Raw genomic sequence first — 26980 nt, forward strand, 5'->3', positions numbered from 1 at the left:
ATCGGGGGCTGGTTTTGAATAATGCAAGTCGAAAGGTTACCCATGGGAGAACACCGCGGGTAACGATTCGAGAACCTGTTGCAGTTTTCTTCGGAGTCATAATTTTATGCGTAACGACATAGTGAAAATCGTTGATCGGATTATTCAGGGGGGGCGACTTTCGGAAGCGGAAGGACGGTCGATTTTGCAGGCCGGTGGCGCCTCTTTGGGGTGGGTGATGGCCGGTGCACAACAGTTGCGGGAAACGTATTGCGGCGATGGCGTCGGTTTGTGCATGATTGTCAACGCCAAGTCGGGGCATTGCTCGGAGGATTGTCGGTTTTGTGCACAGTCTTCGCATTATCATACCGGTGCGCCGGTATTTCCCCTTAAAACGGCTGAACAGATAGTCGCAGAGGCGCAGTGTGCCGATAGCCGGGGAGCCCGTTGTTTCGGTATCGTGACCAGCGGCGCGCGCGTTCTGCCGGGAGCCGAGCTGGAATCCATTCTGGCGGCGCTCAGAGAGATTCGCGAGACGACCCGGATCGCCCCCTCGGCTTCCCTCGGCCTGCTTGATGAGGAGACGGCGCGCGCGCTTGCCGATGCGGGATGCGTGACCTATCATCACAACCTGGAAACAGCCCGTTCCTATTTTCCACACATTTGTACCACTCACGATTACGATCAGGATCTGGAGACCGTTCGGGTGGCCAAAGCGGCAGGCATGAAAGTCTGTTGCGGCGGGCTTTTCGGGTTGGGGGAAACCCCCGAGCAGCGTCTCGAGTTGGGCTTGACTTTGAGAGAGCTGGATATCGATTCCGTGCCCATCAACTTCCTTAATCCGGTGGCCGGCACGCCGCTGGCCGATGCTACGCCCCTGGAACCGATGGAGGCTTTGAAAATTATAGCGCTCTACAGGTATCTTATGCCTGACCGTCATATAACCGTATGCGGCGGTCGGGGGGTAACCCTGGGGGATTTTCAATCGTGGATTTTTCAGGCCGGGGCCAGCGGCATGATGGTAGGGGACTATCTTACGACTGCCGGCCGGCAATTATCCGATGACCTGCGTATGGTCACCGATGCGGGGCTGACTTATGAACGCTGCTGAACTGGCTCACATCGGCGGGCTGATTGTTACCGGTACCGATACGGGCGTCGGCAAAACACTGGTCGGCGCCTCGCTGGCCTATCTTTTGGCTCGAAAGGGGTGCAAGGTCGGGGTCACCAAGCCTTTGGAAAGCGGTATCCCCGAGCCGTCGTGTCTCGGTGAAGATGGTGCGTTGCTGCGCTGGGCATCTCGTTCCGATGATGCTGACGACGTTATCTGTCCTTATCGCTTGAAAGAGCCACTGGCTCCCTCCCTTGCGGCACGTCGCGAAGGTGTGCATATCGATTGGTCCCATGTGCTGGATGTTATTCGCTGCAAGCATGCGCGTAGCGATTTCAGTCTGGTCGAGGGGGCGGGCGGGTTGCTGGTGCCTTTGGCTGGCAAGCGACTGGTGGCGGATCTGGCAGGGGATCTCGGTTGGCCTCTGCTGGTCGTGGCACGAGCCGGTCTCGGCACCATCAATCATACTCTCCTTACTCTCGAGTCGGCCAGAGCTCGAGGTCTGCAGGTAGCCGGCTGGGTTGTCAGCGGGGTGCCAGCGGCGGCGGACGTTGCCGAACGTCATGCCGCAGAAGAGATAGCCCGTTTGACCGATGTCCCTTGTTGGGGCGTGTTGCCGCAGGTGGCCGGATCTCCGCACGACAAGGTGGCGTCTCTGGCCAGCCTTATGGATGCTTGGCCGATATTGCGAGAACTCGGTTTGCCGGTCAAAGACGATTGAAGAAAAATAGCCGCGCACCGATGGACAACGGAGGGCAAATTCCTTGAATAAAGAAGAATTACTCAACCTGGACCGCCGGCATGTCTGGCATCCCTGTACCCAGGAAAAAGATCATGAATCGTTGCCGCCCATTCCCATAGCGCGAGGCGAGGGGGCCCACCTCATCGATATGGATGGGAAGCGCTATATCGATGGTGTTTCATCCTGGTGGGTTAACCTTTTCGGACATAACCATCCACGACTCAACCGCGCCCTGCAGGAGCAGGCTGGTCGCGTAGCCCACCATATTTTTGCCGGTTTTACCCATCAGCCCGCTGTGGAACTCGCCAGCCGGTTGTGTGCCCTTGCACCGGGGGATCTCAATAAGGTTTTTTTTGCCGATAACGGATCGGCCGCCGTGGAAGTGGCTTTGAAGATGAGCTTTCAGTTCTGGCAGCAAAGCGGATATGCCGAAAAAGTTCGTTTCGTATCGATCAGCGAGGCTTACCACGGTGAAACCGTCGGAGCGTTGTCTGTCGGCGGCTGCGATCTTTATCGTGACATATACCAGCCTATCCTGCTCGATACGTTTCAAGCCCAGGGACCTGATTGTTACCGGTGTCCCTACGGCAAGCACCGCGATAGCTGTGACGCCGAATGTTTTGAACATCTGGAGCGTCTGGTGACCGAGCGCCAGGGCGAGATCGCAGCCGTGATCATCGAGCCCCTTATACAGGGCGCCGCCGGCATGCGTGTGTATCCGCCGGTTTACCTGCGCAAGCTGCGCCAGTTGTGCGATGCCTGCAAAGTGCATTATATTGCCGATGAAATCGCTGTGGGGTTTGGCCGAACAGGGCGTATGTTCGCCAATGAGCACGCCGGTGTGGTCCCTGATTTTCTGTGTCTTTCCAAGGGTATTACCGGCGGTTACATGCCCCTTTCCGTGGTGTTGACCCGAGATGCCGTGTACGAAGCTTTCTATGACGATTACTCTACCCTGAAAGCTTTTCTGCATTCCCATTCCTATACCGGTAATGCCTTGGCCTGTGCACTGGCTGTAGAGGTTTTAAATATTTTTGAGGAAGAACACATTCTGGAGCGGTTGAAACCGAAAATGGCCTTGCTCGATAGATTTGCGCAAAAATTCGAAGGGATGCCAGAAGTCGGCGAGTTTCGCAGGTGCGGTATGGTTGCTGCGGTTGAAATGGTTCAGGATAAACAGCGTAAAACACCTTATCCCTGGCAACAGCGGCGAGGATATGGCGTTTATCAAAAAGCGCTTCAGATGGGCGCGCTGCTGCGTCCTTTGGGCAACGTCGTCTACTTTATGCCCCCCCTGACCATTGATGAGGCCACTCTCGAGGAACTGCTCGATATCGCTTTTCGTTCCATTGTGGCGTTGAGGAGCTAGGGGCCCCACCGTGTCATCGGTAAAAGCTGGACTCCTGCCGGCAATGAAGGTACCTTTATTTCAGGGTTTTCCTGAACAATCCATACTCTGACATGAGAGGGGGTGTGTATGCGCAATCCTGAGGAATTTCTGCAGATGGGTGACGGGCTGCTGGTGGTTGACGTGCAGCGGGATTTTTGCCCCGGGGGAGCCTTGCCTATCCCCGAAGGCGATAAAGTCGTGCCTGTGATCAATGCCTGGGCCGAAGCTGCTTTGAAAAAGCATCTCCCGGTTTATTACTCCTGCGATTGGCATCCGGAAGGGCACCCCAGTTTTAAATCACATGGCGGCGATTGGCCGAAGCATTGCGTTCAGCATACGCCGGGGGCCGATTTTTGCGCCGACCTTTTTTTGGCGCCGGCATCGGTTGTGGTTGTCAAGGGAGTGCGGTTCGATCAGGATCAGCTATCAGTTTTTGACCAGACCGGATTCGCAGACAAATTGCGCCGGGACGGAGTTGATCGACTGTGGGTCGCCGGGCTGGCCCTGGATGTGTGCGTGCTGGAAACGGTTCTGGATGGCGTTCGATCCGGATTTGAAGTTGCGGTTATTGTCGAAGGATGCCGTCCGGTAACGCCCGCAGGAGGCCAGGCTGCGCTCGCGGCCATGAAGGGTGCAGATATTTATCTGCTTGAAGAGGTTGATGATTGAGAGGCATGTGAAAATAACGGAAAACCGATGGTTTATCTATGCATATATGATCTAGAGTCTAGGTTTTGCGCGTGGCCTGGCCAGGCACGGTTATGTCTGGCGGAGGGGTGTCCATGGGGCACGTAGCGGATATTCTTTGAAGTGAGAAACGTTAGTTTCATGTCGGCTTGAACATGGGTGAGCGATAGGAAATGCGGTGGGGCGGGACCATTGGCGCAAAGCTATGGTCTTTTTTTTGTAATAAGCGGAACGTATCTAATGCTTTAAGGTTCTGGGGTTCGGGATTTTTCAGGCCACAGGATCTGCATGGTTGAGTTGTTCCACCGAATTGTGCCATATTCGGTGCCTTGTTGGGAGGAATGGGCGCGAGGGTCGGTTGCAGCCCGGCGCGAATCCTCCGCACGGACTCGTTGTTGTAACAAAGATTTATCCAGGAGATTTTTGTGTTGATCTTGGCCGTTGCCGGCGTATTGTCGTTGTTGATATGGATAGTGTTGTGGTTCTGGCATGGTGGGTTCTGGCGTGTAGCGCCCCTTCTCCCCCAAGCGGGCAGCTTCGCATCCTGGCCTGCGGTGGATGTTGTGATCCCGGCCCGCAATGAGGCCGATATTCTGCCCTCTGCACTGCCGACGATACTGAATCAGGACTATCCCGGAGAGGTGAGGGTCTTCCTGGTGGATGACCATAGCTGTGATGATACGTCTTTGGTCGCTTCCAGGCTGGCTGCTGAGTCTCCTTGCGGGGATCGGCTGATTTTGGCGGAGGCCGCGACCAGGCCCGAAGGATGGACCGGTAAACTGTGGGCCCTTCAGCAAGGGTTATGTGCATCTGAAAAAGATTGCGCACCGCTGGTACTTTTTACCGATGCGGATATCGCTCATGAAAAGGACAGTTTGTCCCGACTTGTAACGCAGTTGAGACAGGGCGATTATGACCTGGTGTCTCTTATGGCCAAATTGCAGGCAAGCGGATTCTGGAGTCGCCTGCTGATTCCCGCTTTTGTCTATTTTTTTGCCATGCTTTATCCCTTCAGGCGCGTTGCCGATAAACGCAGCCGATATGCCGGCGCTGCGGGCGGTTGTGTTCTTCTGCAGCGACGGAGTCTGCAGCACGCCGGTGGGTTGCAGGCTATCTCCGGGGCCCTCATCGATGATTGCTCCCTGGGCCGATTGATCAAACGACACGGTCGGCCAGATGGCGGTAATATCTGGCTGGGCTTTACTCGGGAGGTGGTAAGTGTCCGTCCCTGTCGCGATCTCGCTACGGTTTGGCGCATGGTTGTTCGCACCGCATTTGTGCAATTGCACCACTCATGGTTATTGCTGTTGGCAACCGTGTTTGGAATGATGCTGGTGTTTCTGACGGCGCCAGTCTGCCTGATTGCGGGATGTTGGGCCTTGCTCTTGCCGTCGGGCGCCAAACTCGGGTTGGGTTTGGTGACGCTCGGAGTCGCGACCTGGTTTGTCATGGTCCGCACTTTTTACCCCATGGTGCAATGGTACGACCAGCGAAAAACTTTAGCGCTGCTTTTGCCCCTCGCCGCAAGCCTGTATACCCTGATGACTGTTGATTCCGCTGTACGTTTTCTTCGTGGGGCAGGTGGGGCATGGAAAGGTCGCACTTATGGGGAAGGTGTGTCGCCGGAATGATGTCATGGTTTTGACCCTTGTGAGGTAAGTGCCTTCGGGGGCGGCAATCTCACCGCGGGGTAAATTCCCGATGGCTGGCGTTTGAGGGCCGTTTACTGACGATCATTGGCGGGTTTGTATCTGTGGTGTTTTAACCATGCATTCGGAAGACGGTGGGATTGAATCGTGGGTATGCATGTTGCATAAACACCGCCGTTTGCAAAAACTGCAGTGTCCGCAGCAAACTTGACCGAATGTTATGTCGATAATCGCTGTGAAATGGTATCTCCGAATATTTGCCTGGTCCCACTCTTAATGCTCGACTCGATTTCACGGATCGCCATGCGTCATGGAAGTGCCGGGTGCAAGTGGAGTTAAGTCTGCTGCAAGGTGTACTTAGTAATACTTCTTTGATTGCGTTTGGGGGACATTCGGTATAGAATTGCCAAGGCTTCTTTATTATTTATTTAATTAAATCTCTCGTATTGTCCATATTTTTAGTGGCTCGCTGGTTTTGGGGCTGTTTTCAGTTCGATTTTAATGTCGTCAGAAGGGGGAGTATGAACTGCATGGCTGACTTCAAGATTTTCATTGGTTTTGTGATGTGTCTTTTGCTGACTGCGGGGTGCGCCACGTTCAGCGATCTCGACCCAGGAACGGTGTTGCCGATTCAAGGCGAGCGGTACTCGGCAGTTGTGGACAGAGAATCCGTTGAGCTTCAGCTTGGCGACGATGCTGTAGAGCCTGAGACTGAATACCTCATCGGTGCAAACGATATCTTGTACGTCAATGTTAAAGGCCATCCCGAGCTCAGCAGCCCCGGCATCATGGTCGGAGGCACCAATAAGGTGTCCGGTAGTCGGGTCGATGGTCTTGGCAGGGTTCATCTGCCCCTTGCCGGTAGCGTTTCCGTCAAGGGCATGACTATCGGGGAGGCTACTGACCATATACAGGAAGTTTTTCGTACCTACCTCAAGGATCCCTGGGTGGTTGTCGAGATTTCCGAATATCGCAGCAAGCCCCTTTATTTGCTGGGACAGTTCAATGCACCGGGTACTTATTATATGGACCGTGCCTACGGTCTGATTGAAGGACTGGCCCTCGGTAATGGTCTCAAGGACATTGCAAACCTGCGATCGGCCCGCATTATTCGCAACGGTAAAACCATTCCGGTTGATATCTACCGATTGCTGCAGGAAGGGGACCAATCGCAAAATACCTGGTTGACCGCCAACGATGTCATTTTTGTGCCGGACGATAAAAATCAGAATGTTTTTGTTTTCGGTGCGGTCGACAAAGCGGGTCCCATTGTCATGCCCAACGGGCGCTTGACCCTGGCACAGGCACTCTCCAGTGCTGAACTCAACGAAGGAAGTGCACGTCCGACCCACGTTCGTATCATCCGTTCGCTGTCGCCGACACGCGGTGAGTTGCTGGTCATGGATTTGACCAAAATTATGCAGGGCGAAGCGCTTCCCTTTCCTCTGATGGAGGGCGATGTTATTTACGTGCCTCGCAACGGGCTCGGATCGTGGAACCTGGCGATCCAGGAAATTCTGCCTTCCCTGCAGGCCATCAGCTCTTTGTTGCAGCCTTTTGTGCAGGTTAAAGTGCTGACTCGTGATTGATGAGGCATAGAATTTGCTCGTTTGACTTGTAACAGTTTTTTTTCGGGCTACAAAATTTCAGCATTCCTCATGCCAGTAGAATGCGGTCTTGCGGGCATTGGTGTCGGGAGTTGAAATGAGCTTGGCGATGATCCTGGTGCTGAGATTTTAAGCTGGCACATACCCGTCATGTATTACCAAGAGGCTTTGGCCTGAATATTTAAAGGGATATGTTTTTCTGAAATCCCTATAGCCAGGGGATATTGTTCCCTCTCGTATCACCTTAAATTTAGTAGGATAAGATGATGGAAAATTCAAACGAGTACAACAGCTACTCTTACCTGGAGGAAGAAGAGGTTCATCTCCAGGATTATATCAATGTGCTTTTTCGTCGGCGCCGGGCCGCGATCATTGCCTTTTGTGTCATTTTTGTCAGTGTGGCGTTGTATACCTTCTGGGTCAGCCCGGTATTTGAGGCCAAGGCGACCTTGCACGTCCGGGACGATAAGGTTTCGGGCAACGGGGTGCTTGATGACCTCGGTTTGAGCCGCGAAAACCCGATCGAAACGGAGATCGAGATTTTGCGCTCCCGGACGAATATCGAAGAGGTCGTTCGACGTTTGCACCTCGATTGGGGGACTGAAGAATCAGCCGACGATCTCAAATTTGCTTTGCTGGATTTCGAATCGACCGCCGAAGATCCCAGCTATACGATTAAACTGGTTACCAATCAGCGCTTCCGGGTCAGTGATGCCGACGGCAGGTTGCTGGGGGAAGGGCGGCCCGGACATCTGTTCAAAGCCAAAGGGATACGGTTGCTTATCGATGATCTGCAGGGTGAAAAAGGTCAGGAAATAGAACTCACCGCCTTGCCGTTCAATGCTCAGGTACAGAGCCTGAGAGAAGGGATCAAAGCTTCTGAAGTCGGGAAGGGGACCAATATTATTCAGGTTGCCTATCGCAACTGCGACCCCGCCCTGTCCAGCCAGGTTGTAAATACCCTGGCCAATGTCTATCTGGAGCGGAATATCCTTTTTAAATCCGAAGAGGCCAATAAGTCCGTTGAATTTATCGAGCGTCAACTCCAGTCGGTGCGTTCGAATCTCGACGGAGCCGAAGAGCAGTTGGCAGCCTACAAAAGCGATTCGGGCGTGGTTGAGATGGGCACTGAAGCGACCAGTCTGCTCGGGCTTCTGACCGGCAAGGAAAAGGAACTGGCCAGTGTCGAGCTTTTCCGCCGCCAAGCCCGGTTTGCCGTCGAATCGTTGCAAAAGGCCATGGCCGAGAAAAAAAGTTACGTGCCGGCAGTTTTGATGGAAGACCCCGTGGTTGCATCCATGGCCGAGAAACTGGCAACGCTGGAAGTGGAAAAACGCCGTCTGCTGGTCGATATGACGGAGATGCATCCCGAGGTGCGTGCCGTGCAGGGACAGATTTATCAGGTTCAGGAGAAAATGCTGTCCACCTACCAGCAGCTTTTATCCGGCTTGAGTAAACAATCCGAGACGGTGCGGCGCGACCTGCAACGCTACGAAGCCCGGGTCCGCAAACTGCCTGCCGCTGAACGCGACCTTGCGCGGTTGACCCGGCGCTCTAACGTCAATGCTGAAATCTACACCTTTTTGCTGCAAAAACATGAAGAGGCCCGCCTCGCGAGGGCCGCGACCATCAGCAGCGTCAATATTATCGATCCCGCCATTGTGCCGGATCATCCGGTTAAACCGCAAAAAGCCAAAAACCTGCTGCTTGGCCTCATCGTTGGCTGCATGGCCGGTATTGGTCTGGCCTTTTTGCTGGAGTATCTGGACGATTCCATCAAGGATGGGGAACTGGCCAAGCGGGAAGTAGGCCTGCCGTTGCTGTCCGTGATCCCCTATATCGGGTTCGATCGTCAGGGCAAGGATACTCAAGCCCTTGTCGACAGCAATAGCAGCCGTCGGGTTCTTATCGCTCAGTTCAAACCCAAATCGGCCGCCGCCGAGGCGTTCCGCAGCTTGCGTACGGCATTGCATTTCTCCTCGCTCGGTCGTGACAAGAAAGTTTTGCTGGTGACCAGCGCCTTTCCTTCCGAAGGTAAAACCACCATTTCCGGTAACCTGGCCGTTACTCTGGCACAGACCGGTAACCGGGTGTTGCTTGTCGGATGCGACCTGCGGAAACCGACTTTGCAGGATATGTTCGGCGGCAAGGATGCCAGCGGGTTGACCGAAGTTCTGGTGGGCGATGCCAAGGCCGAAGACGTTATTAAGCCAACGGGGCTGTTTCAACTCGATTTCCTGCCGTCCGGGGCGGTTCCTCCCAATCCTGCCGAGTTGCTCGAGTCCGATAAAATGCGAGCCTTGGTGGATCAGTTACGCGGCCAGTACGACGTTATTCTTCTCGATGCGCCGCCGGTGTTGGCGGTTACCGACGCAACGATTCTGACCTCTCTGGCTGAACAGGTCGTCTGGGTTCTTCAGGTCGGCGGGGTTTCCATCAAGGCCGCCCGCCGGGTTAAGGAAATCATGGACAGCATCAAGGCTCCTTTGGTAGGGTTTGTGCTCAACGATAAAAACCAGGAAGGTCAGGGGTACTACGGCAGTTATGGCCGATACGGAACCTATGGCCGCTACGGTTACGGTTACGGCTACGGTTACGGCTACTATCAGCAGGAGCAGCCCGAGGAAAAGATGGGCATGGTCGGCAAGCTGCTGACCCGTTGGACCGACAAGGACTGATTTCCCAAAAAACAATTCACTGGCAACCAGCTGGATTTTTGAGCTGGTTGCCAGTATTTTTTCACGATGGTTCCCAGGGAAGGGATACTATGATCGACTGGCATTGCCATTTGTTGCCAGGTATTGACGACGGCTCCAAATGCCTGGATGATTCTCTCGCCATGGGGCGGCTGCTTGCCGAGGCCGGATTCACCGAAGTTTACTGTACCCCCCATTGTCTGCATGGGGCTTACGACAACACTCCGCGGAATGTTCAACAGCTTACTGCAGCCCTGCAGGAAGCGTTTCGTCAACATCGCATCCCCCTTATACTCCATCCGGGTATGGAATATTACCTCGATGAGATGTTTCTCCGGAATCTGGATTCGCTGCAACCTCTTGGCGACAGCCGGTTGGTTCTTGTCGAAGCCGCGCAACAGACCCATCCCGAGTTTCTCAAAGACGCTCTGTTTCAATTGACGCGACGCAAGTGGGTGCCGGTTATGGCCCACCCGGAGCGGTGCACCCTTTTTGATCAGGCGGATGTCGTCAAAAAATCCATTGTGCCAGGTTGGTTGTCCAGGATTTGGCCGATGCGTCCTAAAACCTCACCCGAATCATCAGCGAAAGACAGTTTGTTGCAGACCCTGATACATATGGGCTGTCGATTCCAGGGGAATATCACCAGCTTTTCCGGTTGGTATGGCCCCGAGGTTGCTCAACAGGCGCATGCGCACCTTGGTGCAGGTCTATACGATTTCTTCGGTAGCGACGGGCATAATGTCCGATCGTTGAATCGCAACCTGGCCAAAGGGCTGGACAGGCTTGCTGCAGCCCAATCCCAATTACCTGCGCCCCAGTCTGCAAATGCCGATCTTTAATGACCTGCGAATTTAATTTTTGTCCCTTGTATAAATACCACCGACCATCAACTTCAAATGAGGACCAACGATGAATCTGACTGTTATCGGAACCGGTTATGTCGGGCTTGTAACCGGAACCTGTTTTGCTGAAATGGGAAACACCGTCACGTGTGTCGATACCGATCCCGCCAAGGTCGCCCAGCTTAAGCAGGGGCAGATACCGATTTTTGAGCCTGGTTTGGACGATCTGGTCAAAAACAATGTCAAGGAAGGGCGGTTACGGTTTACCACTTCGCTTGCCGAGGCTATGGCTGATTCCCATGTTTATTTTATCGCCGTGGGTACTCCATCCAATGGTGACGGCAGTGCCGATCTGAGTCAGGTGCTGGGAGTTGCGCGTGAAATTGGTGAACATATGCGGGATTACAGCGTGGTGGTCGATAAATCGACGGTCCCGGTGGGTACCGCTGAAAAGGTTCGTGACGTTATCGAAACAGAACTGGCTCAGCGCGGCGAAACTATCCCTTTCGATGTGGTCAGTAATCCCGAGTTTCTCAAGGAGGGGGCTGCCATTGAGGATTTCATGCGTCCCGACCGGATCATCGTCGGTACCGACAGCGACCCCGCCCGCGATATCATGCGCCAGCTTTACGCTCCCTTCAACATGAACCGGGATCGCACCCTGTACATGGGGGTACGGGATGCCGAAATGACCAAATATGCCGCCAATGCCATGTTGGCGACCAAGATTTCCTTTATTAATGAAATCGCCGGCCTTTGCGATATGCTCCATGTCGATGTCGAGAATGTCCGTCTAGGTATCGGCTCCGACTCACGCATCGGGTATTCTTTCATTTACCCTGGCTGCGGATACGGCGGCTCCTGTTTTCCCAAGGACGTCAAGGCCATTATCCATCTGGCGGAAAGCTGTAAATTCGAGCCGAAAGTCCTGCGCTCCGTGGAAGAGCGTAACCAGCATCAGCGCCGTGTCCTCTATCTTAAGATCCGGGAGCGTTTTGGCGAGGATCTCAGCGGTCTGACCTTCGGTATGTGGGGGCTGGCATTTAAACCGGGCACCGACGATCTGCGCGAAGCCCCCGCCGTGGTGCTGTTGCATGAACTCATCGGCGCCGGTGCCAGGGTGCGTGCTTATGATCCCGTGGCCATGGAAGCCGCTCGCCAACAGTTGCCCAAGGCCTGGTTCGATAACGGTGATTTGATCCTGGCCACCCATCAGTACGATGCTCTGCAGGATGTTGATGCCATGGTTCTGGTTACCGAGTGGAAACCCTTTCGCACTCCCGATTTCCATGCCATGCACAAGCTTATGAAACAACCCGTGATCTTCGACGGCCGCAATCAGTACGAACCGCAAAGTGCCAAACAGGCCGGATTCGAGTATGTGGGGATCGGTCGAAAAAGCTAAGGATTGAAGTATCCGTAAGCATGTTCTATAGTCTTCAGGGACAAGGTGTGAATTCTGCCTGCCGCGGGAATGCCTTGTCCCTCTTTTTTTAGACCTGTCGGCACTGGATCACGAGCAGGCGCGGACAGTTTTATGTTGGGGAGTTTTTTATGGCGAAAATTTTAGTGACGGGCGCTGCCGGTTTTATCGGTTTTCACCTGGCGAAGGTACTTCTCGAGCGGGGTGACGATGTCGTCGGTCTGGACAATCTCAATGATTACTACGACGTCAGCCTTAAGCAGGCCCGTTTGGCCCAGCTCGAAGGTTTGAGCCGCTTCCGTTTTATCAAATGCGACCTGGCTGATCGTGAAGGGATAGCGAGGCTGTTTCGTGAGGAAAAGTTCGATCGGGTGGTCAATCTGGCGGCGCAGGCGGGGGTGCGCTATTCCCTTAAAAATCCTCATGCTTACGTCGACAGCAATCTGGTCGGTTTTGTAAATATTCTCGAAGGCTGCCGTCATAACGATGTGAAACACCTGGTCTACGCTTCATCTTCCTCGGTGTACGGCGCCAATACCAGCATGCCGTTTTCCATCCATCACAATGTCGATCACCCGGTTTCGCTTTACGCCGCCTCCAAAAAAGCCAACGAACTGATGGCCCACACCTATGCCCATCTGTACCGTCTGCCGGTAACCGGGTTGCGGTTTTTCACCGTGTACGGCCCGTGGGGACGTCCTGATATGGCCCTGTTTCTTTTCAGCAAGGCGATTCTCGAAGGCCGTCCGATCGACGTTTTCAATTACGGCAAGATGCAGCGCGATTTTACCTATATCGACGATATCGTCGAAGGCGTGGTGCGTACCCTCGATCATACCGCCTTCAGCAACCCCGATTGGAGTGGGGACCATCCCGATCCTGGCACCAGCAGCGCACCTTACCGTTTGTACAATATCGGCAATAACAATCCCGTCGAATTGCTTGCGCTGATCCAGACTCTGGAAAAAGCCCTCGGGAAAACCGCTGAAAAAAATCTGTTGCCCATGCAGCCGGGCGACGTTCCAGCCACTTACGCCGATGTCGATGACCTGACCCGGGATGTCGGATTCAAACCTTCCACCAGCATCGAGGATGGGGTCGCAAAGTTTGTGCAGTGGTACAGGGACTATTTTCAGATATGATGGCAGCATGTGCTGTGGAGGTTACGATTTTTACGAAGATAGGTGCGTTGCGCTGGTCGAACCGGAAATAACGGACTTTCCGATTGAAAGGATTTCAAAGGATGCCATTAAAGGTTTGGACACGAATCGTTACAATGGCGCTGATCATGGTCCTGTTCGCCCTGGTTGATATATCCGCGGAAAAAGAAATACTTTTTCCGGAGATTGCGGCCCTTGCCTTGGGATTCTGGATCATGGAGAAACCGCCCTGGCGGGGGAGCCTGCTGGCTGTCTGGATGTCGCCGACATTGGCTGCGCTGACCGGGGTTTTGTTGCTGCGATATGTTCCGCTGCCGACCATTTTTCTTATCGGTATGGCCTTTATCCTCGTGGTTCTGCAATTGAAATTATTGCGCTCCGAGGTTTTTCCTTCCATATCCGCCGCCATTTTGGCCATCATCACCCATGCCACCAGCTGGCTGTATCCTGTATCGGTCGGCATCCTGATGGCGATTATCGTGCTCGGCAAAACTTGCCTGGATAAGTTCGGTGAAAAGGGGAGGTTGACAGAGCCGTCGGAAATGTTTGAGCTGGCCCAAAAGGAAACCGGTCTTGTTTCGGGACTTGCTTATTGGGGAAAGGTTTTTGCGGGGGTGTTGATTATCTCGGCGCTGGCTTTGCAATCCAACTTCATGTTCATGATAGCCCCACCCCTGATCGTCGGCTTTGTGGAACTGTCGAGACCGGATCAGCCCTTACGAAGCACACCTGCCAAAGCGGTACTGCTGCTGTTTTTGGCCGCAAGTACGGGAGTACTGTGGTTTTACCTGGTTACCGGCGTTTTTCACGGGCCGCTGTGGCTTTTTTCGGGGCTGGCTCTCGGTACCGTTTTCTGTTTGTTTTATGTCATGAATGCATCTTTTCCGCCGGTTGCGGCTATCGCTCTGCTACCGGTTCTGGTGCCGGAAATTTATTTCTGGAAATATCCCCTGCATGTGTTGTTGGGCAGTTCCCTTTTTATATTTATGGGCATATATTTTTTCAGGGAAGTTGCGCAGGAACCCGATTTGATGGCGGAAAATTAACGTCGAATCAATCCCTCCACTCAGTTCTGGCAGAATGCCCTTTGCTTCATGTTTTTCAGACAATTCCCCGATATACTTCCTAGGTATCTCTACCGCGGTTTTTGCGTGAATGGTCAGGTCGACATTTTTCAGCGACATGCTTTTCCGTATCTGCAATCCTTTGTCGGGAGTAGTCATGAAGCAGATAGCCACAGCCGCCGAAGCCCGTAGACTATTGACCCTGTGGCAAGACAGGGGTGAATGGGCGGATTTGTTGCCTGAAGTACTGGCTTTGCAAGATGTGCCGCAACCTCCGGAATATCACGGCGAGGGCGATGTGTTGTCCCACACTTTGCTGGCCCTGGACGTTGTGGATGATGATGACGACGAGCGTGTGTTCTGGGCGGTATTGTTTCACGATCTGGGTAAAGCCACCATGACCCGTTTCGAGGGTGGACGGTGGCGGGCTCGCGGGCATGCCGAATTCGGGGCCGCCATCGCTTTGAGCGTCATGCACCGGCTCGGCCGCGGCGATATTGCATCGGATGTGGCCTGGCTGGTCAGCCATCATCATTTTTACTTTGGGTGGGGCAAAATCCGCGGGAGCCGATTAAGCAAGCGGCAATTGCTCTTTTGTCGGCAACCCCTGTTCCCGCTTTTGATCAGGGTGGCCGAGGCGGACGCCGCGGGTTCCATCGGCATCAGTCGCAAAGGTCGTATGCTAGAGAGAATCCGGAATCTGGCGGAAGCGGCTCTGGGAGAGCTGTGAAGATTTTTTGTGGGAGGCATGGTATTGAGAATCTGCCGACTTTGTGCGCATTAAAGAGGTTCTTCCAGCATGTCTTAAAATAAGCCGGTTCGCCCCCTAACCATGCTAAAATATAGGTGGAAGAAGGGGTTGTGGTGCCTCTGGGGTGCCGATACCGGCAAATGGCGTTCGCCAACACTTGAAAAAAGTGCCCGGTAAGGATTCCGGTGAGCTAGCCCGTCTTGGAGCGGGTCGCCTGAAGGGGTTCCGGAGGGCACAAGTGGTTGTCAGGACGAACAACCGTTTGAGTGATGGGCCGGCATCTCCGGAGGTCTGAGGAGGGGTGAGGTCAACAGGAGCGATTTTCATGAAATAAGCCGAACCGTGCATCACGGTTCGGCTTATTTATGAGATCTGTATCCATAGAGTTGTGTCAATGATAGCCGCAGCAACTGCCTTGCGGTTTCCCATATACCATCTCTTCGATATTTTCGTCCATGGCCTGCTCCAGGTGGGCGATGGTGGTTTCAAACTGACTGGCGGCCAGCCCCTGGTCGCATGCGGGGCAGGTGGAGTAGGTCTTTTTGAACCAGCTCAGGGGCTGATAGATCGCTGCACCGCAGTAGGGGCAGTCAATGGCAATCATCTCTTCTGCAAGCACGTGTCTATTCTCCTTAATGCATAATTGAGCATAAGTGCCCGTCCAGAATTTCTTTAATTGTTACCATAACAGAAACAGTATGCTTTTGGATAGGGGGGTGGTATGGTTGGCAATGCAGGTAGGTGTTTTCTAACAGAGGTCTAACTCCCAAAGCCTTCTCACGCCCGTTCGCTGCGCTCACTCAAGCCGCAAAGCCGCAAAGGAAAACAATAACTGGGATTTGCTTCTCTTAGCGGCTTTGCGTGAGATAAAGGTTTTGACTTAGATTTGCCGTTGACCTTTTCCAAATGCAAAAAAGTAACTTTGCGTGAGATAGGGATTAATATAGGATTTTGGCCGGCATTGGCCCTCTTGAAAACAAAAGGACAGTAACAAGATGATGGATACTTCAGCTGAACTCGACGTCGAACTTCGTAAAGCCACCGTGGAACGCAAAAAAAAGCCGGGGCATCGTTGCCTCGGAAAACAACGTGATGGCGGTTTTGCATTGATCGTCGGAGTGCCCACGGCCTGTTTCACCGCGCAGCAGCTACACAGTCTGGCCGATATCGTCGAGCGGTACGCAAGTGTCAGCCACCTTTCCACAGCGCAGAGTATCATCCTCCTGGGGATTTCCAGGCAAAACTATTACCCGGCCCGCCAGGCGGTTCTGGAGGCCGGTTTTCAGATCCGCTCCGTGGGGCACGACGTTTACCACGCCAAGTGCTGTCCCGGCGCGGATTTTTCTCCCTTTGGCCTGCAACGCACCTTTTCCCTGGTCACTTATCTGGAAGATACCTTTCGGTGCCTTCCCATGCCGGTGAAGATTAAGATCAGTGTGTCGGGGTGTGCCAACTGTTGCGCCAATACCCGGCTCAGCGATTTCGGCATTCACGCCACTTCCAAAGGTTGGCGGGTCTATATCGGGGGCAAGATGGGCCTGGCTCCCGTCGTTGCCCAGATGATTTCCCTGTCGATCTCCACCGACGAGGTGCCCAAGTATCTGGCGGCCATGTTGCGCGCTTACCGGGAACAGGCTCAGCCTAACGAACGACTCTTTAAAACTATCGATCGCCTCGGTTTCGAAACCTTTAAAAGCGAGATGGAACAGTACCTCGATCAACCCTACGACGATCTCGCCGCCGAGGCGAAGCAGGCCCGCCTGGCCATGGAGCAGGGGGAGGCCATTGGCCCGGTTGAATAGCGAAACCGAAGACTCGGCGAAAACTTTCTCATTTCACGGGAGCTGATCCATGAAAAAGTGTCCCTTCTGCGCCGAAGAAATCCAGGACGCAGCCATCAAATGCAAGCACTGCGGCGAGTTTTTGGATGCCTCCAAAAACCCGCGCCTGGCAGCTGCAGAGATGCCCTGGTATTTCCGGACCTCCACCATCGTGATAGCCCTCGGCTGCGTCGGCCCGCTGGCGCTACCTTTGATATGGTGGCGGCCCAAATTGGCTTTGGCCTGGAAAATCGGCATCACCATCGGTATCCTTCTGCTCAGTTGGGTTTTTTACCTGATCACTGTGGAGGCCTTGCGTTCTTTGCAGGAGTATTACGAGTTTCTCCATTCGTTGTAGCCCCGTAGGATGTGGTGAGCCTGCGAACCGCATCGATCCGTGGTATGCGAGCTGGGTTGTTTGATGCGGTTCGCTTCGCTCACCGGCATCCTACTTTTTCCCCATCGCATTTTGCGGGTATTAACGAAAATCTGGTGGTGAATCGAATCATTGATGGAATGTCGGGAGCGAGGACGTGGCAAACTATCGGCGTACTTATGTTGCTGGAGGACGCTATTTCTTTACCGTCAATTGTGCAGAGCGTCGCAACAATCGAATACTTGTGAACCGGATCGATTTGTTACGGAAGGTTTTTCGCAAGGTGAAGGCCGATCATCCGTTCCATATTGATGCCATCGTTGTTTTGCCGGAGCACCTGCATTGTATCTGGACTCTCCCGCCGGGGGATTCCGATTACAAAACTCGGTGGAGTCTGATCAAGGCCGGTTTTTCGCGCCAAATAGGCGCTGGGGAATACCTGTCGGAGAGCCGAGGGAAGAGAGGTGAACGGGGTATTTGGCAGCGTCGCTATTGGGAACATTTTATTCGAGATGATCCGGATTATCGGCGACATGTTGATTATATCCATTGGAATCCGGTGAAGCATGGTTGGGTAACGCGGGTGATAGACTGGCCTTATTCAAGCTTTCATGATGGCGTCAAGCGAGGACTTTTCCCACCGGATTGGGCAGCGGAGCCTGAAGGAATGTTGGATGTTGGCGAGGCAGGGGATTGATTTCTGAATTGTTGACAGAATGTCCGATGCGGTTCGCTTCGCTCACCGGCATCCTACTGTCTTTTGTACCTTTGCAGGCTTGCATGATAGGTAGGATGTGGTGAGGCACGAACCGCATCGATTTGCGATTTTCCTGAGGTCAGACCAAATGAACCCCCCGGAATGGCGTACCCTTTTTTGAAGATATTTTTTTAAAACCCCCTTGGAAACCGATTTTGGCGGTAAAATTGCCCCGATAAGATTTACCGGGACCGCTGACAGCGGCTTTAGGAATCGACAGACCTATGATGATCATCCGTTTAACACAGAAACTGGCCAAGAAGATCAAGGTTTTCCCGACAGATGCGGCACCCCGCACCGAGAACCCATTCTCCGATTGGACCGCCAATCTTTTTAGTGCCGGGAGGGCTCAGTACATCATTTTGACCCATTCGACCTCCCTTTACAGCGTGGTTTTCCCTGGCCGGGGCATCAACGACCCGGATCGATTCATCGAGCATGCTCTTTCGGCCATGGGTGAGCAGATGGCGGATGCAAGGTATGGCGGTGTTTTTGAAAAACACATCGCTCCGCTGGCCGGAAATATCCGGTTTTCCAAAACCGGTGACCGTTGTGTGCTCGGTTCGATGAACGAACTCGTTCAGCAGGCGAAATGCCGTCTTGCCGACCAATCCTTGGCCTTCGCTGTGAAAGGCTTGAACGAAACACCCATGGGTGCTCTCGAATATCTGTATCCCCGGGATGTTCTGGAGAAATTGGCGGACCTGCCTGATGGGGTTGAACCCGGCACCGGAAAGATCCTGCCGTTTCCTGGCGGGCATGGTGGGGAGAAGGACGCGGCGATTTTTTCTACAGGGGAAAAGGCGCTCGATACGCAAAAGTCCGAAATTTCAGGCAAGCAATCGAAAACCGCGGTAAAATCGGCGGCGCAAAAGCGTGCGGAGACGATGAAGTTTCAGAAAGAGATGCTGGCCATGTCCGACCAGTTCCGCAAACCGGCAAGTAAAAAACAACTGCTCGATAGGGCTCAGGAATATATTTACGATGCCTGGGAGTCATCTCCGGCCCGAGCTGTCAAACTCGCTCGACAGTCCCTGGAGATTTCACCTGACTGTGCCGATGCCTACGTGTTGTTAGCCGAGCTTGCGGCGGCAACGATCCGTGAGCGTATCGAACTGTTGCGTCAGGGCGTCACAGCCGGGAGGCGGTCTTTGGGGAAAAGATACTTCAAAGAAAACGAAGGCCATTTCTGGCTGGAGTTGGATAGCCGCCCTTTTATGCGGGCCACGGCAGCTCTGGCCAGCCTATGCTGGGAGATCGGTCAGGGGGACGAAGCGATAGAACTGTGGCGAGAAATGCTACGTCTCAATCCGAACGATCATCAGGGCGTGAGGTATTGGCTCCTGAGTTGTCTTCTGGAACTCCATCGTAATGGGGAGGCGGAAGAACTGTTGAAATGCTATGCTGGCGATGTCAGTGCCGAGTGGAGTTTCGGCGAGGCTCTGCTGGCTTTCCGAGCGGGTGGCGACACCCCTGCCGCACGCCGGAAATTTGCCGCGGCGCAAAAGCAAAATCCCCATGTCCTGTCTTATCTGCTTGGTTTGAAAGATATCCCGAAGCGCCAGCCGAAATACATCTCCATTGGCGACGAGACGGAGGCGGTTTCCTATGCCGCCAGAAACTTGGCCGGATGGGCAAAAACTCCTGGAGCGTTGGAATGGTTGAGAGCACAGCAGAATTGTAACTCACTATGAATGTTGTAACATGCCTCTGAGATCGGAAGAGTAGAGTGTCATTGGGTGAGGGTGATATTCCGGGGACATGTTGCTCTTTGGGTCGTTTTTCTACTGCTACGGATTAAATAAAAATTGCTCCACAAAATTCAAACCTCACGGTTAGGCCAAATGAACAAGTGGTTCAAAATCCTTCTTCCTCTCATACTGGTTTTTCTTTGCGCCGTGAGTGCTTCGGCGGAAAAACTGTATAAATCCCGTAGTGAGGGCGGCACCCTGGTGTTTTCCGATAGACCTGTAGCCAATACGCAGGTGTTGGATGTGAAGCAAGTCGAGGTTGCTAAAAAGGCTTGTTTCGATATTTCCAAACGGGGTAGCAAGGAAAATCTGCAGCTTTATGGGGTTAACGACTGTTATGGGCCGGTAGAGTTTTCGTTTACTATGAATGAGGGCGAAAACGTTGCATGGGATCGCTCCAAAAGGTTCAAGGTTGTTGTCCCTGCCAGAAAGAGTCAGCCGCTGGTGCATGTTTGGCAGGCCAATAAACGCAAAGGGTTTAAATACACCTACACCACCGAATTTGTCTCCGGTGATCCCGCGGCAAGGCACTCTCCTCATAGACCTTATCTGTTTCCCGTCCCAGCCGGCAGGGGGTTCCGTATAACGCAAGGATTTCACGGCAAGGCGACCCATACCCATCCTCAGAGTATTTATGCCGTCGATATCGCGATGCCGGAGGGAACGAGAGTATGTGCCGCCAGGGGCGGGGTGATCATGGAAGTCGCCAACGATTTTTTCACCGGCGGGAAAGGCGCCGCTTTTGCCGAAAAAGCGAATTTTATCCGGATTCTACACGATGACGGAACCATGGCGCTTTATGCCCATCTGAAACTGGAGTCCATTCAATATTCATCGGGAACGCGGGTTGAGCGCGGACAATTCATCGGTGAATCGGGCAATACGGGATATTCGTCCGGTCCCCATCTGCATTTTGTCATCCAGAAAAACGCCGGCATGGAGCTTCGCTCGATCCCCTTCGAATTTGCGGACGGCCGGGGAAGGGGCTTCACTCCGGCGGCAGGGATGGTGGTTAGGCGTTAACGAGAGATTTAAGGATCGTACGTTTGATTTCAAATCCCAGGATCCATCCTAAAGAAATGTTCGCGTCAAAACCCTCTCTTTCCCATACTTTATTATTCTTTTCGTTTCTGATCATTCAACCGATTTGCATAAATACATAATAGGTGTTATCACCGAGGACTGTTTATCCTGGCTGGCGTTTTTCAGAAACATGGGCAGAGAAATGAGGTGCCTGAATATGAACCAAGAGACAAACACCCAATCCAAGGGCATCGGTTGCCTGCTCCTGTTCGCTCTGCCGTTCGCCGGGGCCGGTACCTTTGTAGCCTATTTGTTGCTGTCTTCGCTCTGGTTCCATTTTGCCATGCAGAAATGGGAGGAGGTGCCGGTGCGCATCCTGAGTACTTCCCTCCAAGTGCAACGGGGAGATTCGAATACCTACAAAGTATCGGCGCATTATGCTTACCGTTTTGCCGGGCGTGAATACACTGGGCGAAGGGTGGGGGTGCATGGCGGTTCGGATAATCTCGGTGATTGGCAGAGTAAGGTTTATAGGGAGTTGCGGGCTTATCGGGACTCCGGTCAGGACTTTCCCGGTTACGTCAATCCCAACGCTCCGCAGGAATCGATCCTCTATCGGGAGAGGCGCTGGGAGATGCTCGGTCTGTATGCTGTTTTTGCCCTGGTTTTCGGCGGTGTGGGCTACGGCATGATTGCGCTGGGCGTTGCCGGCAGAAAGCGCCAGCGTCTGGTGGATGAGTTGGAAATTCGTTATCCGATGCAGCCCTGGCTGCATCGGGCAGACTGGGCCCAAGGCGAGGTGCGTTCGTCGATGCGCCCGGCGCTGATTTTCGGTATGGCATTCGCCGTTTTCTGGAATCTTATCTCTCTGCCGATACTGTTTCTTCTACCGGGTGAGGTGTTGGATAAAGGCAACCGTTTGGCGTTGCTCGGTCTGATGTTTCCGCTGATCGGTATCGGGCTGTTGGTCATGGCGGTGCGCCATTTGATCCGGCAGCGTAAGTTTGGCAACTCGCGGCTTCAACTGGACACTATGCCTGGTGTGGTCGGTGGGCCTCTGGCCGGGACCCTCCATGTCGGCTCCGGGATCTGGCCGGAAAAGGGTTTTCATCTCACCCTTGAGGGCGTTGCCCGCCGGGTGGTCCGCCGCGGCGGCAAACGCCGGACGGAGGAGCAACTGCTGCACCAGGAATCATTGCGGGTCCCCATAGAGCAGCTACATGCGGGAGCGACCGGCACCACGGTGCCGGTGCGTTTTACCATCCCCTTCGAGGTGCCGCCGACCGGCGGTGAAAACAGCGACAAACGGGTTCTTTGGCGCGTCACTGCCGAAGCCGAAGTGCCGGGTGTCGATTACAGCGCCCGTTTTGAAGTGCCGGTATTTCGGACGAAGGACAGTTCGCCTGATTATGAGCCGCCTGCGTCCTGGACTGCCGACCGCGCCGATGGGCAGGATCTGCTTGAGCGTGGCGGGTTGAGCGTGTGCAGGGAAGAGGATGCCCTGGTGATTAAGCTGGCGGCTGCCCGCAATATCGGCGCCGCGCTGGGGCTGACGGTGTTTCTCGGGATCTGGTGTGGGGCCATCGTCCTGATGATCAGGTTGGGCGCTCCGTGGTTGTTCCCGATCGTTTTCGGTCTGTTTGCTCTGCTGATGGTGATAGGCGTGCTTGATCTGTGGTGCGGTGCCACCCGCATTGAGGTGCGGCCCGGCTCATTGAACCGGCGCGGCGGGCTCTTCGCACTGGGGCGCCTGCGCTCCTGGCGTGCCGAAGAGATCGTCCGTTTTCAGCCGGTAACAGGTATGCAGGCAGGACGTAAACTGTTTTATCGCCTGAAACTGGTGCTCCGTGATGGAAGACGGCGAACTCTCGCGACAAGGCTCGAAAGTCGTTCTCAGGCTCAGGCGCTGGCGCGGCGTATTGAGGAGATTCTGCGCTCTTGATGGAAAAGTCCGCACGCCTTTCGAGGAACGGGGCGAAAGGGGGAGGACGGTGCCGAAACCGGAAGGAAGAAACAAAACTGACAGGCTGGTAAAATGGGTTGGATATAGGCTATCGCAAGGACGCCGATCGGAAATCCTGGAAACGCTTCGGGGAGTTTTTGGGCGAAATCCTTCGCTGAACCCGGTGGATAAATATCTACAAACCATCTCAGGTTTCGATGTTCAAGTCTTTAAATATGAAGGAAATAGTTTCTCAACATAAGGCAAGCTTTGTACAACTAACCGAGGGAGATTACCATGGCTGAGGAAAGCGAATTTCGCGTTCTGCACACCATGATCCGTGTCTTTGATCTGGATCGCAGTCTCGACTTTTACACCCGGATTCTCGGGATGAAACTGTTGCGCAAGAAAGATTATCCCGGAGGCGAATTCACCTTGGCCTTTGTTGGCTACGGAGACGAGGCGTCGCAGTCCGTGATCGAATTAACCCACAATTGGGGGCGCAAGGAACCGTATGTGCTCGGGGATGCTTTCGGTCATATCGCCATCGGTGCCAGGGATATCTACGTTCTGTGTGACAAGCTGAAAGAGGCCGGCGGCAAGGTGGTGCGTGAGCCTGGCCCGATGAAGCATGGCACGACCCACATCGCCTTTGTCGAAGACCCGGACGGTTACAAGATCGAGTTGATTCAGATGGAAGGCGAGTAACTGCAGTCGTTATATGAACGGGGTGCCTGCATGGCCCCGAGACTAGCCGAAGTTATCCAAACTGAACGGGAGTATTGCACGGATATGCTCGACGCACGGAAGATCGATGACCTGAAAGCGTGGTTCGCTGATTATGTTGTCGGCTTTACTTCAAAAGACAGTGAGCTGCAAAGGAATTTCGACCTCAAGAAGAAGCACACCGCGCTGGTCTGTGCGGAGATCGTGGGGCTGGGACGGCAACTGGGGCTGGACACCGAACAGCTGCGCCTGGCGGAGATCATGGCTCTTTTTCACGATCTCGGCCGTTTCGAACAGTATGCCCGTTACGGTACTTTCGCGGATTCCCGCTCTGTCGATCATGCGCAGCTCGGTGTCCAAATCCTGCGGGATAAAAAGGTGTTGGACGGCCTCGAAGAGGGCATGCGCGACCTGGTGTTGCGCGCCATAACCTGGCACAATCGCGTCGCCCTGCCGGCCGAAGCGGATGCCAGCTTCCTGTTCTTCACGCGCCTGTTGCGGGACGCCGACAAGCTGGATATCTGGCGGGTGGTGACCGATTATTACCGGCAGGACAACCCCGTGTCCAACGCGGCCCTGGAGATGGGGCTGTCGGACACGCCCGAGGTTTCCGAAGTCGTGGCGGCGGATCTGCTCGCCGGCCACACCGTTGATTTGAGGCAGGTGCAAAACCTCAACGATCTGAAACTGCTCCAGGTCGGATGGGTGTATGACCTGAATTTTTCTCCTTCCTTCCGGCGTCTGCGCGAAAAAGGTTATCTGGATATCATCCGGGCATCTCTGCCTGTAACGGAAACCGTCAACAAGATCTTTGCCGCCGTGACTTCGCTGCTGATGCGGGAATGCAGCCGAGAAAATCCTGCAACCGGGTTGCCGGGCGGAACCAACTATTTACCAGGACACCGTGCATGATTGGAAGGATACCTATGCGACGTTTCGCCAATTTTTATATTGTTTTGTTCTTGATCGATGCTGGTCTTTCGTTGATCGATGAACTTTTGATAAATTTCGCCGCACACCTGCCGGTGCTCTCCGGGATTCGCAATCTTATCGCTCTGCTGGTTATTGCTTTTTCTCTGTCGATTTATGTCCTTATGGGTATCGACCGGAGGCTGCCCAAGCGGATTCTTCTGCCGTTAACCCTGTACGCTTTCTGGTGCTGCCTGGCGTTGTGGCCGCTATCGAGCATGATCTCCCACGAATCCCTGGGACTGACGGCGGCTTTCGGGCAGGTTTTCATCGGCGGCGTTGCCTTGATCTTGCTGCGCGGGTTTTACGGACGCAATCTGCTGCCGGCGGAGTTTTTTCGACGGCCGCTGTTCAGCTGGCGCAACACTCTGGTCTTTTCGGCAGCCAATCTGCTGCTGCTCCCCCTGGTGCTGGTTTTTTCGTTGATGGCTCTGGCCGGCAACTATCTCGATCAGCAGACCGCCGGTTTTATGCGGATAAGTCCGATCGGTATCTACGCCTCCGAGCGCAGTTACCGTCACGACGGCAAGTTGGTGCGCCTGGCGGCGATGATGCATGTCGCCCGCAAGGAGTATTACCAGGAACTGGTCGCTTCGCTGCCGGCGCAAGGGACGATTGTTCTCGCCGAGGGGGTGTCCGACCAGGATCATTTGCTGACGAACCGGTTTCATTACGGCAGGCTGGCCAACCTGGCGGGCCTCAGTTCCCAGGAGACGATGCAGCTGGACGGCAATCCGGTGGCATTGGATGATCTGGAACCGGTGGATGAACTTGCGAGAGACGAGACCAAACCGGATATCGTGCGGGCCGATATGGATCTCAACCGCTTCGATCCGCAGACCGTCGAGTTTATCAATGTCGTTGGCCGGACCCTGCTCGGTGACAAGCCCCTGGCGCAGGGACTTGCTGCCTATAGGGACTGGGTGAAAGCCCATGGGACTGCGGAGGTGTATGCGGGCTTGATGAACGATATTCTCCACAAACGCAACGCGGTGGTCATCAATGCCTTGCAGCGGAGTCTGCAGCGCTACGATACCATTATCGTTCCCTGGGGTGGGATGCACATGCCGGCCATCGAGGCGGCGGTACTGGATCGGGGGTTTGTCCCCGGCGATAAAAAGGAGAGGCTGCTGTTCGCTTTCAGCTCCATCCCCTTGACCAAAATATTGCACGAGGTGTTGGCTCCATCCGGGCAGGAAGAGGCGTTACCAGAGGCGGGGGAGGAAAAATAATGACATCGAAAAAGAATAACAGCGGATTGGTTTATTCCACCGAGCACGGACGCATGTGCCCAGGTTGCGGGCGGCCGATCAAACAATGCACCTGCACCGGGAAACAAACGGCGCCCCCCTCGGATGGGGTGGTGAGGGTTTCACGCCAGACCAAGGGTCGCAAGGGGAAAGGTGTGACCCTGATTACCGGAGTGCCCCTTGGTGAGGCGGGTATCAAAGCGTTGGCCAAGCGTCTCAAGCAGCGCTGCGGTTCCGGTGGCACGGTCAAGGACGGGGTGATCGAGGTTCAGGGGGATCACTGTGATCTGCTGATGGAGGAACTCAAGAAGCAGGGCTGGACGGTTAAACGGGCGGGAGGCTAATCACGGTCTTAAAAGCCTAATATCCGAAGATTTACGCAGATTGTTAAAAGCAATGATTATCTGGTTTAATCTGTGAAAATCCGTGAAATCTTGGCTAAACAAGATCTTAAAAGCGGAATATCCACAGATTACGCAGATTTACACAGATTATTAAAAGCATGATGTTCGAGGTAGACCAGTGAAAGTTCATGTAATTCTTAAGTAATCAAGGTTTTGGTCTTAATCTGCGAAAATCTGTGAAATCTGCGGATGATCAACGGTTTAGAGGTTTTAGTTCTGCAGGTATCACAAATTAAAGAAACCGTGAGATATTGACTGAAATCGGTGGATGATAAGGGGGAGGGCTATGAAAGATCCAGAAACCTACGCCATCATTGGAGCAGCTATGGCTGTTCATAGTGAACTGGGACATGGATTTCTTGAGCCTGTTTACCAGGCTGCGCTGGAGCGGGAATTTCGATTACAGGGAATTCCTTTTCAACGCGAGGCGGAGATTCCCGTCTTTTACAAGGGCAAACAGCTGGATGTTTCGTATCGCGCCGACTTTATTTGCTTCCGCAACATTATCGTTGAACTAAAGGCACTGCAGAAATTGTCCACTGTCGAGGAGTCTCAGATTCTCAATTACCTTAAGGCCACCGGCTTTGAACGGGGGTTGCTGATAAATTTCGGCGCACCATCGCTACAGCATAAACGTTTCATATTATCCGCAGATCGATGGTCAAAACCGTTTGATGATCCGCAGATTACGCAGATGGACGCAGATTATCAAAAGCAATGATTGTCGCGGTTAATCTGTGAAAATTCGTGAAATCTGCGGATGATAAAGGGTTTAAAGGTTTTTGACTCGGACGTTGCGGTCATTGATGCTGATTATTGAAAGTATTAATGATCAGGATAAATCCGGGTCAATCAGAG

The 26980-nt window shown here is 53.8% G+C and carries 24 protein-coding genes; 23 read left to right on the plus strand and 1 reads right to left on the minus strand.

Going from position 1 to position 26980, the window contains the following annotated elements; genetic code table 11:
• Positions 1–106: 106 nt before the first annotated feature.
• The 12 genes from bioB to PCAR_RS08245 all read left to right on the plus strand — a co-directional run bounded on the left by bioB (position 107) and on the right by PCAR_RS08245 (position 15083).
• The gene (gene bioB, locus PCAR_RS08190) at positions 107–1090 is read left to right on the plus strand and encodes a biotin synthase BioB (protein WP_011341187.1); all 984 of its coding nucleotides are present in this window, start codon (positions 107–109) and stop codon (positions 1088–1090) included.
• A complete protein-coding gene (gene bioD, locus PCAR_RS08195; RefSeq protein ID WP_011341188.1) occupies positions 1077–1811 on the plus strand; it encodes a dethiobiotin synthase in 735 nt (244 codons plus the stop codon). The genes bioB and bioD overlap by 14 nt, the downstream gene beginning before the upstream one ends.
• A 43-nt stretch (positions 1812–1854) precedes the next feature.
• Positions 1855–3201 (plus strand): adenosylmethionine--8-amino-7-oxononanoate transaminase, encoded by a 1347-nt coding sequence (gene bioA / locus PCAR_RS08200; RefSeq protein ID WP_011341189.1) that lies wholly within the window; start codon positions 1855–1857, stop codon positions 3199–3201.
• A gap of 108 nt (positions 3202–3309) precedes the next feature.
• Positions 3310–3891, plus strand: coding sequence for an isochorismatase family protein (locus tag PCAR_RS08205; protein ID WP_011341190.1), 582 nt, complete (start codon positions 3310–3312; stop codon positions 3889–3891).
• Positions 3892–4334: 443 nt separating this feature from the next.
• Positions 4335–5540: a glycosyltransferase gene (locus tag PCAR_RS08210; protein ID WP_011341191.1), complete on the plus strand. Its 1206-nt coding sequence runs from the start codon at positions 4335–4337 to the stop codon at positions 5538–5540.
• Positions 5541–6088: 548 nt separating this feature from the next.
• Positions 6089–7147 (plus strand): polysaccharide biosynthesis/export family protein, encoded by a 1059-nt coding sequence (locus tag PCAR_RS08215; RefSeq protein ID WP_011341192.1) that lies wholly within the window; start codon positions 6089–6091, stop codon positions 7145–7147.
• 281 nt (positions 7148–7428) lie between these two features.
• On the plus strand, positions 7429–9843 hold the full coding sequence (locus PCAR_RS08220; RefSeq protein WP_011341193.1) for a polysaccharide biosynthesis tyrosine autokinase: 2415 nt from the start codon (positions 7429–7431) through the stop codon (positions 9841–9843).
• 89 nt (positions 9844–9932) lie between these two features.
• Positions 9933–10703, plus strand: a complete 771-nt coding sequence (locus tag PCAR_RS08225) for a tyrosine-protein phosphatase (protein WP_011341194.1) — start codon at positions 9933–9935, stop codon at positions 10701–10703.
• Between the two features lie 70 nt (positions 10704–10773).
• Positions 10774–12111 (plus strand): UDP-glucose dehydrogenase family protein, encoded by a 1338-nt coding sequence (locus PCAR_RS08230; RefSeq protein ID WP_011341195.1) that lies wholly within the window; start codon positions 10774–10776, stop codon positions 12109–12111.
• Positions 12112–12260: 149 nt separating this feature from the next.
• Positions 12261–13271, plus strand: coding sequence for an NAD-dependent epimerase (locus PCAR_RS08235; protein ID WP_011341196.1), 1011 nt, complete (start codon positions 12261–12263; stop codon positions 13269–13271).
• A 101-nt stretch (positions 13272–13372) separates the two neighbouring features.
• Complete coding sequence (locus PCAR_RS08240) at positions 13373–14335, plus strand: HPP family protein (RefSeq protein ID WP_011341197.1); 963 nt, start codon at positions 13373–13375, stop codon at positions 14333–14335.
• Between the two features lie 175 nt (positions 14336–14510).
• Positions 14511–15083 carry an HD domain-containing protein gene (locus tag PCAR_RS08245; RefSeq protein WP_011341198.1) on the plus strand — a complete coding sequence of 191 codons (573 nt, stop codon included), beginning with the start codon at positions 14511–14513 and terminating at the stop codon, positions 15081–15083.
• A 412-nt stretch (positions 15084–15495) separates the two neighbouring features.
• Here PCAR_RS08245 and PCAR_RS08250 read toward each other — a convergent pair whose 3' ends face one another.
• Positions 15496–15723: a hypothetical protein gene (locus PCAR_RS08250; RefSeq protein ID WP_011341199.1), complete on the minus strand. Its 228-nt coding sequence runs from the start codon at positions 15721–15723 to the stop codon at positions 15496–15498.
• Positions 15724–16099: 376 nt separating this feature from the next.
• Here PCAR_RS08250 and PCAR_RS08255 point away from each other — a divergent pair, with 376 nt between their 5' ends.
• From PCAR_RS08255 to PCAR_RS08305, 11 genes are all read left to right on the plus strand, one after another.
• Positions 16100–16906: a nitrate/sulfite reductase gene (locus tag PCAR_RS08255; protein ID WP_011341200.1), complete on the plus strand. Its 807-nt coding sequence runs from the start codon at positions 16100–16102 to the stop codon at positions 16904–16906.
• 49 nt (positions 16907–16955) lie between these two features.
• Positions 16956–17282 (plus strand): hypothetical protein, encoded by a 327-nt coding sequence (locus PCAR_RS08260; RefSeq protein ID WP_011341201.1) that lies wholly within the window; start codon positions 16956–16958, stop codon positions 17280–17282.
• Positions 17283–17457: 175 nt separating this feature from the next.
• On the plus strand, positions 17458–17997 hold the full coding sequence (locus PCAR_RS08265; protein WP_011341202.1) for an REP-associated tyrosine transposase: 540 nt from the start codon (positions 17458–17460) through the stop codon (positions 17995–17997).
• Positions 17998–18281: 284 nt separating this feature from the next.
• Complete coding sequence (locus PCAR_RS17795; protein WP_011341203.1) at positions 18282–19751, plus strand: DUF6933 domain-containing protein; 1470 nt, start codon at positions 18282–18284, stop codon at positions 19749–19751.
• Positions 19752–19901: 150 nt separating this feature from the next.
• A complete protein-coding gene (locus tag PCAR_RS08275; protein ID WP_011341204.1) occupies positions 19902–20831 on the plus strand; it encodes a peptidoglycan DD-metalloendopeptidase family protein in 930 nt (309 codons plus the stop codon).
• A 217-nt stretch (positions 20832–21048) separates the two neighbouring features.
• On the plus strand, positions 21049–22773 hold the full coding sequence (locus PCAR_RS17800; protein ID WP_011341205.1) for a DUF3592 domain-containing protein: 1725 nt from the start codon (positions 21049–21051) through the stop codon (positions 22771–22773).
• A gap of 297 nt (positions 22774–23070) precedes the next feature.
• Positions 23071–23481, plus strand: coding sequence for a lactoylglutathione lyase (gloA, locus tag PCAR_RS08285; protein ID WP_011341206.1), 411 nt, complete (start codon positions 23071–23073; stop codon positions 23479–23481).
• A 30-nt stretch (positions 23482–23511) separates the two neighbouring features.
• Entirely contained in the window at positions 23512–24411 is a 900-nt protein-coding gene (locus PCAR_RS08290; protein WP_081425028.1) for an HD domain-containing protein, read from the plus strand.
• Positions 24412–24425: 14 nt separating this feature from the next.
• Complete coding sequence (locus PCAR_RS08295) at positions 24426–25700, plus strand: hypothetical protein (protein WP_052643346.1); 1275 nt, start codon at positions 24426–24428, stop codon at positions 25698–25700.
• Positions 25700–26062 carry a translation initiation factor Sui1 gene (locus tag PCAR_RS08300; RefSeq protein WP_011341209.1) on the plus strand — a complete coding sequence of 121 codons (363 nt, stop codon included), beginning with the start codon at positions 25700–25702 and terminating at the stop codon, positions 26060–26062. The genes PCAR_RS08295 and PCAR_RS08300 overlap by 1 nt, the downstream gene beginning before the upstream one ends.
• 346 nt (positions 26063–26408) lie before the next feature.
• Positions 26409–26843: a GxxExxY protein gene (locus PCAR_RS08305; protein WP_011341210.1), complete on the plus strand. Its 435-nt coding sequence runs from the start codon at positions 26409–26411 to the stop codon at positions 26841–26843.
• Positions 26844–26980 lie beyond the last annotated feature (137 nt).

The organism is Syntrophotalea carbinolica DSM 2380, assembly GCF_000012885.1.
Classification (GTDB): domain Bacteria; phylum Desulfobacterota; class Desulfuromonadia; order Desulfuromonadales; family Syntrophotaleaceae; genus Syntrophotalea; species Syntrophotalea carbinolica.